We start from the raw sequence: 12,714 nt of genomic DNA, 5'->3' as shown, positions 1-12,714 counted from the left end.
CGGCGCAAGTCGGACCCTGGAGGATCAAGCACATGACCAATTCGACGCCCCGTCCCATCATCGACGGTCAGGAACGCAGCCAAGGTTCGCTCGGCACGATGCAGCTGGTCAACCCGGCGACTGAGGAACTGATCGCGACGCTGCCGTCCTGCGGCGCGGCCGAAGCTGCCGAGGCCGCACGGCTTTCGGTTGAAGGCTTCGCGCAATGGTCCGCCATCTCGCCCTTCGAACGCAGCAAGGTCCTGCGCCGCGCCGCTGACCTGATGCGCGCCGAGGCTGACGAAGCCGCCGCCGAAATGACGCGCGAGGGTGGCAAGCCGCTGGCCCAGGCACGAGGCGAATGGCTGGGGTCCGCCGACCTGCTCGACTGGTATGCGGAAGAAGGCCGCCGCGCCTATGGCCGTCTGATCCCCACCCGGGCGAGCGACATGCGCTGGGCGGTGCAGCGCCGCCCCGTCGGTCCCGTGGCCGCCTTCACCCCCTGGAATTTCCCGGCCTGGACCGTCATGCAAAAGGTCGCACCAGCACTGGCGGCAGGTTGTTCGGTCATTCTGAAGTGCGCCGAAGAAACGCCGAGCGCCGGGTGGCGCATCGGTCGGGCGCTGCTGGCCGCTGGCCTGCCGCCCCGCGCGATCAGCGTGATCTGGGGTGACCCGGCGGCGATTTCCGCCACCCTTTGCGCTGCGCCGGAAATCCACAAGGTGACGCTGACCGGATCGACCCGCGTCGGCCGCTTGCTGGCGAGTGCGGCGGGGCAGCACCTGAAGAAGGTGACGATGGAACTGGGCGGACATAATCCGGTGATCGTCGCGCGCGATGCCGATCTTGCCACTGTCGTTCCGCTGGCGGCGGAATTCAAGTTCCGCAATGCAGGGCAGGTCTGCGTATCGCCCACGCGCTTCCTGGTTGAAAAGCCGCTCTATGCCGATTTCGTCGCGGGCGTGACCGAAGTGGCCAGCAAGCTGCGCGTCGGTGACGGCATGGCTGCGGACACGCAGATGGGGCCGCTAACGACAGCAGGCCAGCTTTCCAAGATCGAGGCGCTGGCGGCTGACGCGGTGCAGCGTGGTGCGAAGATCGAAATCGGCGGGTCGCGCATCGGCAATCGCGGCTATTTCTTCCAGCCAACCGTCCTGTCAGGCATGACGCCCGAAATGGACGCGATGAATGAAGAGCCGTTCGGCCCCCTCATGCTCGTGATGCCGGTCGACGACATCGATGCCGCGCTGACAGAGGCTAACCGGCTGCCCTACGGCCTTGCATCCTATGCCTTCACCAACAGCATGAGCACCGAACGCAAGATTTCCGAAGGAATCCATGCGGGCATGCTGGGCATCAACCATTTCGCGATGGCGATGCCGGAAACGCCCTTTGGTGGCGTCGGCGACAGCGGCATGGGGTCCGAAGGCGGCAGCGAAGGCATGGAAGCCTATCTCCGGCCCTTCCTCATCTCCGCCAAAATCGGATGAAATAGCCTTCGTGCCCCCGGCGCGAAGGGGCCGCCTAATGATGATCGAATGATGCTGCCCCGTGCCTGCTAAAAGGTGCGGGGCAGTTTTCGTTCGCCCGGCATTCGGCCCGCCGTTAGCCGCTTCTCTTCTTGACTCGGAAACTGATTGGTTTACCAATTTCGCCGAACAAAAAAGTGAGGAGAGGACGTCATGAGCGATTCCCAAGGCGCGGGCGCGAATCCGGATCAGCAAAATTCCGCAACCATGCCGCTGGCGCGCGTTCATGGCGTTGGCGACATGCGCGTCGATCAGGTCGCGATACCGGTCGTCGGTCCCCATGATGTGCTGGTGCGCATCGGCGCCACGGGCGTGTGTGGCAGCGACCTGGGCTATGTTGCCGCAGGTGGCCTGGGCGGCGGCGCGCCTCTCGCGGAACCGTTGCCGATCGGCCATGAATTTGCAGGCATCGTGGAGAAGGTGGGCACGCAAGTGCACGGCATTCAGCCGGGTCAGCGCTGCGCCGTCAATCCCGACGCGGGGCTGATCGGCGGGGGCGGGCCGACGGGCGCCTTCGCTTCGTTCATCCTTGTGCCCGATGCGCGCGCTGGATCAGACATCTGCCCCATCCCCGACAGCCTCTCGCTTGAAAAGGCCGCGCTGGCCGAGCCCCTGTCCGTGGGCCTGCATGGCGTGAACATCGGCCGGGTGCAGCCGGGCGACAAGGTGGTGATACTCGGCGCGGGTCCGATTGGCCTGTGCACAATCATCTGCCTTCGCCATCGTGGCGTGAAGGACATATTGATCGCAGATTTGTCCGATGCCCGGCTCGAACGCGCTCGCCAGCTTGGCGCTGCCGTCACCGTCAATCCCTCGCGCGAACCGCTGGTCGAGGCGATCGGGAAGGCGCACGGAACCGGCGAGAGGTTCGGCATGCCCTTTGTCGGCACGGACGTCATCATCGACGCCGCCGGAGCGCAGCCGCCGCTGGCCGAGTTGCTCGAGGTTGCCAAATTCCGCGCGCGCATCGTGATCGTCGCGCTTCATAAGAAGCCGATGCCGGTCAATCTGTGGAAGATGATGGCCAATGAGTTCAGCATTTCCGGATCGATCGCAACCGACCGCGAGGATGAGTTCAACGAATGCCTCCAGATGCTGGCGAGCGGCGAGATCAATGTCGATCCGCTGATCAGCCATCGTATCGAGTTCGACAAATTGGACGAGGCCTTCCGCATCGCCGCCGATACCGAAGCATCGGCCAAGGTCATCGTCACTTTCCCCCAGACTGCGTGAAGCTGGCTCCAGCCGCGCCAAAGGATCAACAATGAGCGACACCATGCTGCCGGAAGCGCAGGAAATTCATATCGACGACATGGCGGACCCAATCGTCACGCCGATGATCGAGGCGGCCCGCCAGGGACCTTCCGACCGGCCCGACCATATGACGGTGGATCAGGTTCTGGCCCAGGCCATCGTCAATTCCGGCGGCCTTGATGATTTCGGTGAGGATCAGAGCTTTCGCGAACGCATGGCGGTGACGCTTCAGGCGTGGGATGAGGATGAAGGCCTGACCCGTGGCGGCCGCATCACCCTGCTCGACCATCTGGTGCGCGTCATGGTGAACCGCCTGCGGATCGAGGATATCGTCAAGCGGCACCCGGAAATCCTCGACATCCAGATCGATCGCCCGCTGTTCATCGCGGGGCTGCCGCGTTCGGGCACGACGCATCTCGTCAACTGGCTCGCCCGCGATGAGCGGCTGCGATCCTTGACGCTCTGGGAGGCAGAGGAGCCCGTCCAGGTGCGCGAACTTGCGCCCGACGAAGTTGACCCGCGTATCACCCGCAGTGCCGAACTATGGAGCGCGTTCGAAGCGATGCTGCCCCACATGGCGGCGATGCACGGCATGGATGCAGCGTCGATCCATGAGGATAATGAACTGCTCTATATGGACCTCAACTGCTACAGCTGGGAGTTCCAGTCCCGCATTCCGCGCTGGATCGACCATTATTTTGCTCATGACCGCACCCCCAGCTATGCCTATGAAAAGAAGGTGCTACAGGTGCTGACCTGGCACCGTGGACCCAATCGCTGGCTGCTGAAATCACCGCAGCACATGGAAAATCTGGCCGCGATCAAAGCCGTTTTCCCTGATGCCACGATGGTCATCACGCATCGTGATCCCATCGCTGTTCTGCGGTCGCTGACCACCATGCTTGGCTATAGCGACCGTATCCGCCGCGATCCGGTCGATCCTCCTGCGCTCGCCCGCCTCTGGCTGGACCGGATCGAGCGGCTGCTGCGCGCCTGTGTGGATCAGCGGGACGCATGGGGGCCGGAACAGTCGGTCGATCTGTTGTTCCACGAATATATGGCCGATCAGGAACGGGTGATGCGGGAGGTTTACGCGCTGGCGGGACTGGAATTGACCCCAGAGGTCGAAAATCAGCTGCTTGGCTATCTCAACGAAAATCCGCGGAACAAGCATGGCAAGGTGATCTACGACCTTGAAGGCGTGTTCGGCCTGAACGAAGCCGCCGCGCGGGAACGCTTCGCCTTTTATTATGACCGTTTTCCAGTGCGGCATGAGGCATGATGGGGACGTCCGCAACCGCATCTGCTGAAGTTGAGCCAGCGCCTGTCCCGGCGCGGATAGGCCGGGCAGACCAGACGCTCGCGAAGAAGCGCCGCCTGCTCCAAATCGCGCGCGAGGAGTTCATCCGCCAAGGCTATCGTGCGGTCACCATGGACGCGATCGCCCAGGCGGCAGGGGTGTCCAAGCGTTCGCTCTACCTCTGGCATGAAGACAAGGCGGCCCTTTTTCGGGCCTGCCTTGCCGCTGGGGTAGAGCGTTTCCCGCTGCCTCAATTTAGCGATCCAGCCGAGCCTGAAGCTGATCTACGGGCTTTTGGCGTCGCGTTGCTGACGGAATTCACCAGGCCATCGACCGTCGGCATGGCGCGGCTGTTGATGCGCGAAGCGCATGAGTTCACCGAATTCGGACCCATGATCCGGCAGAGCCAGGATGATTATCTTATCCTTCCCTTGGCCAGCCATCTTGAGCGGGCCGGGGTCGCGAAAGGTGACAGGATGGCAGCGGCGAAGTTGCTGCTCTCCATGCTCCTGATGCCGGTTCATAATTATCTGCTGATCGACGCTGCGCTCCCGGATGAAACGGAATGTGCGGCTCATGTCGGGATGGCTGTGCGCACCTTTCTTCAAGGGTGCTCGGGCTGCGAAGGCAGGGTCGCTTGACTCAAAAAGCAGCCCCTATTATCCACAAGTGAGCATTCACTTACAAATGTGGTGAGTCGGAGAGGACCCTAGGACGATGGCTGAACATGTCGATGGCGCGGTAATGGCACGGGACTGGCACGATCGCAGCCTGCCGCTGGCCGATAGCGAAGAACTGCGCGTCGCGCTGGAGGAAGCAAATATCCAGACGCTGCTGATGGTCTATGTGCATCTGACCCATGACGCGGCGATGCTGGACATTTTCGGCAACTATATCAAACCGCCTTTCTCGGTTCCCAACACCGAAATCCCCGCCGAGTATAGCCAGGAACTGCGCGCCAAGCTGCTCCATGTGTTGACGACCCCCGGCGCCGCGCGTGAGGATGATCCGTCCGACGCGCTGATGAAGCGGATGATGAGCGTCGGCGTGGGTGAGGAAGTGGCTGACGAATTCCTGCCGCTGCTGTTCGACCAGATCGGTTTCAAACTGCCCAAGCCGCGCAAGGAAATCGAAGGGCGCACGCCGCCGCCGACAGATTTCAAGGTGCTGGTGATCGGCGCCGGCATGACCGGCCTTGCCGCCTCGCTCAAGCTGGAGGAAGCCGGTTACGAGCATATCGTGATCGAAAAGAATCCCGAAGTCGGCGGCACCTGGTACGAAAACCGCTATCCCGGCGTCGGCGTCGATACGCCCAGCCACTTCTATTCCTATTCCTTCGAAATCACGCCCGAATGGTCGCATTACCATCCCAAGGGCGTGGATATGCAGAAATATCTGCTGCACGTCGCCGACAAGCACGACCTGCGCCGCAATATCCGCTTCAATACCGAAGTGGTCGCCCTGCGCTATGACGATGCAGAGGCGGTGTGGAACGTCACGGTGCGCGGCAAGGACGGCACGGAAGAAATCATCCGCGCCAATGCCGTCATCAACGCTCACGGCCCAGTGAACCGCTGGAAATGGCCTGATATCCCGGGCCGCGAAGAGTTCCAGGGCAAGATGATGCACACCGCGACCTGGGATCCGTCCACGCGGATCGAAGGCAAGCGGGTCGGCATCATCGGCACGGGCGCCAGCGCCGCGCAGTTGATCGGCGCGATCGCGGATCAGGTCAGCGATCTCACCGTGTTCATGCGCACGCGCTACTGGTCGATCTACAATCCGGAGATCAATCATGAAGTGTCGCCGGGCATGAAGTTCGCCCTGCGCTACATCCCGCATTTCCGCGAATGGTTCCGCTTCCGCGTCTACTGGTTCGCGGCCGACGGCCTCTACGGCAATGTGGTCAAGGACCCGGAATGGCCGGTCGACAGCCCATCCGTCTCGGCGGCCAATGAGGGCGCGCGGCAATGGGCGCTGGCCCATCTGGAAGCGAAGTTCCACGACCGTCCCGACCTCAAAGAAAAGCTGACGCCGGACTTCCCGATCTTTTCCAAGCGCATCATCCTGGACGCTGGCTGGTTTGACGCGCTCAAGCAGCCCAATGTCACGCTGGAAGATGGCGGCATCGAATGCTTCACGCCCAAGGGCATCCGCACCAAGGACGGCAAGGAGTATGAGTTCGACATCATCGTCTGCGCCACGGGCTTTGACGTCGCCAACATGATGGGCAAGCTGGAAATCCACGGCAAGGGCGGCCGGTCACTGCGCGACGAATGGGGCAAGGACGATCCGCGCTCCTATCTGGGCGTCACGGTGCCCGGCTATCCCAATTACTTCATGACCGTCGGCCCCAACAGCGCGCCCAACCATGCGGCGGGCCAGAACCTGATTTCCGAAGCGCAGGTCAACTACATCATCGAATGCCTGGACTGGATCAACGAAAGCGGCGCTCGTGCTGTCGAACCCACACAGCAGGCGTTCGAACAGTGGAACCGGGAGGTCGAGGAACAGATGAAGAATATGATCTGGACCCACCCGAGGGCGAACAGCTATTATAACAACTCGACAGGCCGAGTATTCCTGTCCTGGCCGTGGCGACTGGTGGACCTTTGGAACCAGACACGTGGTCCCGCCAAGGAGAATTTCGAACTGCACTGATCGCGGGTCGAAAGAAATGACATAGGATAAGAGCCGGTCTGTAAGGACCGGCTCTTATCGCTTCTGCACTTTTCGTATCGATTAGAGCTTCGTGCTTTAATCGGCTCCACCTCTATTAATGCCGTTCGCCCTGAGCCTGTCGAAGGGTTCTACTTCTTTTTAGGAAGAGGAGGGCTTCGACATTTGAACGAGGCAAGTGACTCATTCAAACAGCCAACGGGGCTGGGTGATTCAGATTAAAGGCCCGATGCTCCAGGCGGCGAATCAGCCGGAGACGGTGTACCCGCCGTCAACGGCCAAGGTCTGACCCGTGATCCACGCTGCGCCGGGGCTCGACAGGAAAAGGATCGCGTTGGCGATATCTTCGGGCGCGCCCGGCCGGCCCAGGGGCGTCCTTGCGAGCGTGGGCGCCATCCAGTCTTCTTGCGCGAAGGTCCCTTCGGTCATGCGGCTGCGCGTCAGCCCTGCCGCGACCGCGTTGACGCGGATGCCGCGCTCCCCCCATTTGACCGCGAGTGACCGGGTCAGGCCGAGCAGGCCGGTCTTGGCAGCGCCATAGCCCGGCACGATCGGAATGCCGAAATAACTGCTCATCGACGCGATGCTGACGACGCTCCCCCCGCCTGCGATCTTGCTTTGCGCCAGCAGGTCCGCGCTCTGCCGCGCCATGCGGAAAGCGCCTACCAGCAGCATGTTGACGGCGCGGGCGAATATATCGGGCTCATATTCGTCAAGGCCGAGACTAGGCAGCGCCACTCCGGCATTGTTCACCAGAATGTCGAGCTTATCCAGGCTGGCCGCCACCGCGTCGATGCTTTGGCCGTCCTCAACATCCATCTGTAAATAGCGGTAGCCGGACAGGTCGCCGTCATAGTCGGCGGCACTGCCGCGCGTGCCGGTAATCGTCACATTCGCCCCGGCTTCAAGATAGGCGGCAGCGGCGGCGGCACCTATGCCGCTGGTACCGCCGGTGACGAGGATATGCGCCCCGGAAAAATCATAGGATGGGTTCATCATACAGTCTCCACTTCAACCCAGCGGCCTTCCGCCGCCGAAAGGCGCGCGGCATCGAGCACGGCTTGTCCTGCCGCCGCATCATGAAAATCGCCCGCCGGATCAGGCAGGGGCGGCGTGCGCCCTTCGATTCTTGCCTTCAACTGGCGGAACAGCTTGGCATAAGGGGCGACATCGAACCCCTGCGTGTGCCACCGATCCATTTCCGTCTGGATCAGTTCCGCGACGGCAAAGGGTTCGGGCGCGGGATTGACCAGTTCGGCAGGCATCGGAACCTGCCGCGCGCCGTCCGCATCCTTGATCCACACCTCTTCGGGATCGCCAAAGGCGCTGCCCGACTGGATCCACGCGGCGCCCTTAGTCCCCGCCACCTTGGTCGCCATGACGAAGGGTCCGGGAAAGTTCATTGCGGCCTCGATCACGCCCATGCACCCGTTCGCGGTCCTGAACTGCACATTATAATAATCATCGGATGTCATCGCGGGGCGGGTCGTCGTCAGCTTGCGCAAGATCGCGTTGACCGCCACGATCTCGCCCAAGGTCGAACGAACCTGATCGATCATGTGCGTGCCGAAAGCGCCCAGGAAGCCGCCGCCCTGCGCCGCATCGGTCCACCAATCGGCCAGTGGTTCTTCCTCACCCGTGCCCGGCTGCTGGTAGATGCGGCTGAACATCATTGGATCGCCGATCAGGCCATCCTGCACCACGCGGCGCAGCAACGCCTGCGCGCTGTCGAACCGGAACTCCGCGCCCAGCGCATGGACGATGCCAGCCTTGTTCGCTGCGTCCAGCATCTCGCGCGCCTGCGCCAGATCGCGGGCGAACGGCTTCTCGCACATGACATTACGCCCGGCGGCGATGGCCTGCATGACCGGCTTGTAATGGGCATGCGGCGGCGTTGCGACCGTCACCAGCCGGATCGCCGGATCGTCGGCAAGCACCTGTTCCAGATTATCCGACGCCAGCGGGATGCCGAGGGGCGCCGCACGCTCGGCCGTACGTTCCCGGTTGCGCCCGACAATGGCGCGAACCTCGAAGCCCGCTTCCCGCAGCGCCCTGACATGCGTGAACAGGCCAAAGCCCGTGCCCACAACCACCGCGCCTATCGGCGTTTCTTCTCCACTCATCGTATTTCTCTGGCCTTTCTGATGATGTCGCGGGCTGCTGGCGCCCATGAGGCGATGGCTTCGCCCATCGGCGCTGCACTGGTCGCAGCGGAAAAAATCTCGACCGAAATAGGCGCTGTCGCCTCGATCCGATCGAGCGTGCGGATGAAACGGGTGAGGTCGAAGCTGCCCTGTCCCGGCACAAGACGGGCGGTCATCGTTTCGTGCATCAGGTCGGATTGCGGCTGCGCGGGCGCGTCGTTTATCTGGATCGTGTGGATGCGCGACCCCGGAATCTGCTCCAGTAGATCAAAGTTCGCCCCGCTGCGGAAGAAATGCCAGCTGTCGAGGGTCAGGCCGCCATTCGGCCTGCCCGCCGCCTGAACGATCGCCCAAGCACTCGCCAGGTCGGGGATGCCGCCAAAGGGAAGGAACTCGATATGCGCCTTCATGCCATGGCGGGCGGCCAGGTCGCACAAATCGGCAAAGGCTTCCGCAGCCTCATCGAGTGACGGCGTGACGCCCATCATCTCCACCGCCGTGACGGAGGGTGACCCGATGCGCGCGGCGGTTTCCACCACGCGGTCGGGCGTCATCGAGCGGAGCAGGGCGGCCATAGGGACATCATCCCCAGCGCTGCGATGGCTGGGCAGCCAGCAGGCCGTGCAATCCATCTCCATGATTGCCAAGCCGTGGTCCGCTATCCGCATGCCGATGTCGGCGGCATTCATCCCCGCCTCTTCCAAAGCCCAGATGTCGCCGGGCATCAGCGATATGGCGGAAAACCCGGCTGCCCGCGCGGGCGCCAGCCGTTCCAGCAGCGGAACATGGATGAAGGGCGGGGCTGACAGGACAAGCATCGGATCGTCCGTCATGTCTGATCCAGACGGAAATTCAGTTCCAGGATGATCCCGTTCCGCTCTTCCACGAATAGTTGGCAGAGATTGGCCGGCGGATAATCCTTGCGCACGACGCCAAGACCGGCGGCTTCCAGTCGCGCGAACATCGTGGGCAGGTCGTCGCATTCCAACGCCACATGATGCACAGCGCCGCTGCCCCGCGCAGGGGTGAAGGGAAACGCATCATCACTGGGATAGCGGCCCTCGACAGGGCCGATATGAATGATCGGACGACCGTCAGGATCGTGTATCCAGCAGCCCTTGTCGATCGACCCCGCCCCCGGCGCCACATCGGCGCGAAGGCACAGCACGTCGCGGAAGAAGGCGGCGGTGCCGGGCACGTCCGCTGTACGGATGTTCACATGGTCAAGCGTTCGTACGGCCATTGCATCAATCCACAAACTGGCCGGTCAGGATCGCTGCGCCCGGATCCAGCGCGGCCGTGCCCTCTGCTTCCAGCCGGGCGAGCGGGAGGCGCCATAGATTGACGTCGGCGGTGCTTTCGGTCCGCACCAGCCGAAGCCCCCAAATCCCCCGTTCATGCCCATAGCTATTCACCCAGTTTCCGCCGAGGCCCGGATCGCGCTCGGCTATGACGATGCGGACCCGGCCATCAGGCTCCGCAACGAAACGGTAATTGTTCACCCATCCGTTGCCATCCTCGAACGTGTCGAGATTTTCCTGCCACATGTTGCAGATCTGGAAGTTCCAATATTCGCACTCAGGCGGCACGAATTCCAGCACCAGCGCTTCGTCCAGCCCCTTTTCCCACCCGCCGAAGGCTACATGGCGGTCGGGCACGCCACCGTTCGACAGATATTGCGCGCGGCTAAAGTCGAGCCGGTTCAGCTTCGCCGCGAAATTGCCCTGCGTGCCGTTCCACCAGTTGCGCACCAGTTCGGCATAGCCGAGCACGCCCTGCGCGGCCCAGGCCAGATTGTTCGCCATCAGCGCGGGCGTCACGGGTTCAGGCGCCGCGCCATCCATCCGTTCGATCCGCAGGCCCGGGGCGATCTCCTTCTTCCGGTCGCTCCAGACCAGCCGGATGAGGATGCAGTTGGTATCGGGTTGCAGCTTCAGCCAATTCTTGCCTTCGCCGGGATCATTTTGCGACATGATGATCTCGAACGTCCCGTCATCTTCGATATGAAGCTGCTGACTGCCCAGGAAGCCGGTGGTTTTCAGGTTGGAGGGATCGAACTGTTTCAAGCCCTCCACGCCCAGTTGCGCCCAATCACGCGCGCCCAAATCGTCGGGCGCTGGCGCGGTCAATATGGCAAGGACGAAATAGGGTATGGTCCCGCGCGTGCCGATGATCCGGTAATCGCGGGCTTCATCGAACTGGCACATCAGATGGTCCTGATCGACCGTCTGGACGTTGATCGACTGGCGCCATACCATGTCGCGCAGGCGCGGCCGGGTGGGTTCGGCGTTCTCGATCAGCCGCTCGAAGCTCGACCGGGCGACCCGCGTTAGAAAACGATACCATTCCGCCTTGTCGAGATCGGACGGATCATCGCCGAACCGGTCTATCATCCGGCCAGCGACTTTCAGGACGTCGCAGAAATCTTCCCACGACTGGCCCGAAAGCAGCCGCTGCGCGGCCTGCGTTTCAATCGCGCGCTTGTCGATCGGTTCTTTCAAGGCGTCAGTCATCGCGCCGCATCCTCTCCTGATTTGAGGCAGGAAGGTGCCACCATCCCCGTCGCGCGGCCAGTCAATCTTCTGTCGATACCGTGCCATTATCCTTCCTGTGTGACGCAAAACATCCGCAGCGGGGGCGACGGACATTTCCATGCCAACCAGGATTGACGAAAAAGTTATAATACGATAACTTTACAGCGTTTAAAGGCGGATGGAATGATTCGCCCGACGTTTGGAGAGGAGTTGCAAAAATCATGTTGAGCAATGAGCAGAAGCGGCGGTTGTCCGACATGCTGCAGCCTGTTTCGCCGCCGCGCGAGTTGCATGACGTCTACACCGAGGATCAACGTCGGCGGCTGCTGGATGTCGTCCATAGCGGCGCTTGGAAGCTCATCATCGCGCAGCATTTTCCGACGCCGGAATCCCTGATCGCCACCTTCGCGGGCGGTTTTCCGGAAGGGTTCGAGCCGACGCTCGACATGTTCCTGACGCCGACATTCCGCGGCTTCTATGCCAATTATTCGACCTGCATGTACCCGGAGATTCAGGATACCTTCTACAATCCGACATTCCTGGAATATGCCAAATCCTATTGGAATGCGGACTACGCCAAGCCGCAGATGATGCTGTTCAACGTGAACGGCCCCTGCGGCAATACTGATCCGGGCCATCTGGATTCGCCCAGCTTCCGTGGCGTTCGCTATGAAAACTCGCCCACATGGCTATGTTCGATCATGGGCCGGTCGGGCCTGTTCCAGGATTATCTGATCAAGATGGCGCAGGTGATCACCTGGTTCAGCCATGATCCCAATAGCGGCTTCACCTATTGGCCCAACGGTCCGCTGGAAAAGCCCGCGCGGTTGCAGCCGCCCGTCTATAATCGTGGCGTAGTTGTGCAGAATGAAATGCTCGTCCATCGCGGCGAAGCCAATGGCCCGATCGAGCGCCGCAAGCCGCAGGGCCTGGGCTTTGACTCCCTGTTCAGCGGCGAACCGGGCAACCCCGATGGCTGGCTGGTAAAGACCGGCGACGAAGTCATCGAGCGTTATCATACCGACGATTTGCGCTTCCTCGTCCACTGGTCGGCGGAAGTGTTCGAAGATTATGCCGAGCTCAAGAAGAACATGGATGGGTCTGACAACCTCACCTACGATCAGGTGTTCGACACGCTGATCAAGGATGTCCGTTCGCGCGGTTTCCAGATCGAAACGCCGACCGATCCGATCAACGATCCGGTTTTCATCAAGGCGCTGAACGCCGCTTACGACTATGGTGGCCCGGCCGAATATCCGGCCGAAGCGCCGCGTGAGCTGGTCGCCGCCTGAGCG

The 12,714-nt window shown here is 62.0% G+C and carries 11 protein-coding genes; 6 read left to right on the top strand and 5 right to left on the bottom strand.

From position 1 onward, the window contains the following. Positions 1–32: 32 nt before the first annotated feature. The 5 genes from ACZ51H_RS14380 to ACZ51H_RS14360 all read left to right on the top strand — a co-directional run bounded on the left by ACZ51H_RS14380 (position 33) and on the right by ACZ51H_RS14360 (position 6,723). On the top strand, positions 33–1,469 hold the full coding sequence (locus ACZ51H_RS14380) for an NAD-dependent succinate-semialdehyde dehydrogenase (RefSeq protein ID WP_464803396.1): 1,437 nt from the start codon (positions 33–35) through the stop codon (positions 1,467–1,469). Positions 1,470–1,661: 192 nt separating this feature from the next. Beyond that, entirely contained in the window at positions 1,662–2,741 is a 1,080-nt protein-coding gene (locus ACZ51H_RS14375; RefSeq protein WP_464803395.1) for a zinc-dependent alcohol dehydrogenase, read from the top strand. 31 nt (positions 2,742–2,772) lie between these two features. Further along, positions 2,773–4,044: a sulfotransferase family protein gene (locus ACZ51H_RS14370; RefSeq protein WP_464803394.1), complete on the top strand. Its 1,272-nt coding sequence runs from the start codon at positions 2,773–2,775 to the stop codon at positions 4,042–4,044. Next, positions 4,041–4,703: a TetR/AcrR family transcriptional regulator gene (locus ACZ51H_RS14365; protein WP_464803393.1), complete on the top strand. Its 663-nt coding sequence runs from the start codon at positions 4,041–4,043 to the stop codon at positions 4,701–4,703. Before ACZ51H_RS14370 ends, ACZ51H_RS14365 begins: the two co-directional genes overlap by 4 nt. A gap of 76 nt (positions 4,704–4,779) precedes the next feature. Beyond that, positions 4,780–6,723, top strand: a complete 1,944-nt coding sequence (locus ACZ51H_RS14360; protein ID WP_464803392.1) for a flavin-containing monooxygenase — start codon at positions 4,780–4,782, stop codon at positions 6,721–6,723. 264 nt (positions 6,724–6,987) lie between these two features. On the opposite strand, the gene ACZ51H_RS14355 is transcribed toward ACZ51H_RS14360, so the two are convergent. From ACZ51H_RS14355 to ACZ51H_RS14335, 5 genes are read right to left on the bottom strand one after another with little or no spacing between them, the layout of a single operon-like run. Then, entirely contained in the window at positions 6,988–7,740 is a 753-nt protein-coding gene (locus ACZ51H_RS14355) for an SDR family NAD(P)-dependent oxidoreductase (RefSeq protein ID WP_464803391.1), read from the bottom strand. Continuing rightward, positions 7,737–8,864, bottom strand: a complete 1,128-nt coding sequence (locus tag ACZ51H_RS14350; protein ID WP_464803390.1) for a Gfo/Idh/MocA family protein — start codon at positions 8,862–8,864, stop codon at positions 7,737–7,739. Before ACZ51H_RS14350 ends, ACZ51H_RS14355 begins: the two co-directional genes overlap by 4 nt. Next, the gene (locus ACZ51H_RS14345; RefSeq protein WP_464795544.1) at positions 8,861–9,718 is read right to left on the bottom strand and encodes a sugar phosphate isomerase/epimerase family protein; all 858 of its coding nucleotides are present in this window, start codon (positions 9,716–9,718) and stop codon (positions 8,861–8,863) included. Before ACZ51H_RS14345 ends, ACZ51H_RS14350 begins: the two co-directional genes overlap by 4 nt. Then, complete coding sequence (locus ACZ51H_RS14340; RefSeq protein WP_464803389.1) at positions 9,715–10,128, bottom strand: VOC family protein; 414 nt, start codon at positions 10,126–10,128, stop codon at positions 9,715–9,717. The genes ACZ51H_RS14345 and ACZ51H_RS14340 overlap by 4 nt, the downstream gene beginning before the upstream one ends. A 4-nt stretch (positions 10,129–10,132) precedes the next feature. Continuing rightward, positions 10,133–11,398, bottom strand: coding sequence for a DUF1214 domain-containing protein (locus ACZ51H_RS14335; RefSeq protein WP_464803388.1), 1,266 nt, complete (start codon positions 11,396–11,398; stop codon positions 10,133–10,135). 242 nt (positions 11,399–11,640) lie between these two features. Between ACZ51H_RS14335 and ACZ51H_RS14330 the strand changes: the two genes are divergently transcribed. Further along, positions 11,641–12,711 (top strand): hypothetical protein, encoded by a 1,071-nt coding sequence (locus tag ACZ51H_RS14330; RefSeq protein WP_464803387.1) that lies wholly within the window; start codon positions 11,641–11,643, stop codon positions 12,709–12,711. Positions 12,712–12,714 lie beyond the last annotated feature (3 nt).

The sequence above is a fragment of the Sphingobium sp. TomMM15 genome (assembly GCF_055397045.1).
Note: the sequence above shows the minus strand (reverse complement) of the source record. Positions and strands in the feature narration are given on the sequence as shown.

Bases quoted from the DNA above. Each gene is read 5' to 3' on its own strand.
- ACZ51H_RS14380 (WP_464803396.1), top strand. From the start codon at position 33: ATGACCAATTCGACGCCCCGTCCCATCATCGACGGTCAGGAACGCAGC.
- ACZ51H_RS14375 (WP_464803395.1), top strand. From the start codon at position 1,662: ATGAGCGATTCCCAAGGCGCGGGCGCGAATCCGGATCAGCAAAATTCC.
- ACZ51H_RS14370 (WP_464803394.1), top strand. From the start codon at position 2,773: ATGAGCGACACCATGCTGCCGGAAGCGCAGGAAATTCATATCGACGAC.
- ACZ51H_RS14365 (WP_464803393.1), top strand. From the start codon at position 4,041: ATGATGGGGACGTCCGCAACCGCATCTGCTGAAGTTGAGCCAGCGCCT.
- ACZ51H_RS14360 (WP_464803392.1), top strand. From the start codon at position 4,780: ATGGCTGAACATGTCGATGGCGCGGTAATGGCACGGGACTGGCACGAT.
- ACZ51H_RS14355 (WP_464803391.1), bottom strand. From the start codon at position 7,740: ATGATGAACCCATCCTATGATTTTTCCGGGGCGCATATCCTCGTCACC.
- ACZ51H_RS14350 (WP_464803390.1), bottom strand. From the start codon at position 8,864: ATGAGTGGAGAAGAAACGCCGATAGGCGCGGTGGTTGTGGGCACGGGC.
- ACZ51H_RS14345 (WP_464795544.1), bottom strand. From the start codon at position 9,718: ATGACGGACGATCCGATGCTTGTCCTGTCAGCCCCGCCCTTCATCCAT.
- ACZ51H_RS14340 (WP_464803389.1), bottom strand. From the start codon at position 10,128: ATGGCCGTACGAACGCTTGACCATGTGAACATCCGTACAGCGGACGTG.
- ACZ51H_RS14335 (WP_464803388.1), bottom strand. From the start codon at position 11,398: ATGACTGACGCCTTGAAAGAACCGATCGACAAGCGCGCGATTGAAACG.
- ACZ51H_RS14330 (WP_464803387.1), top strand. From the start codon at position 11,641: ATGTTGAGCAATGAGCAGAAGCGGCGGTTGTCCGACATGCTGCAGCCT.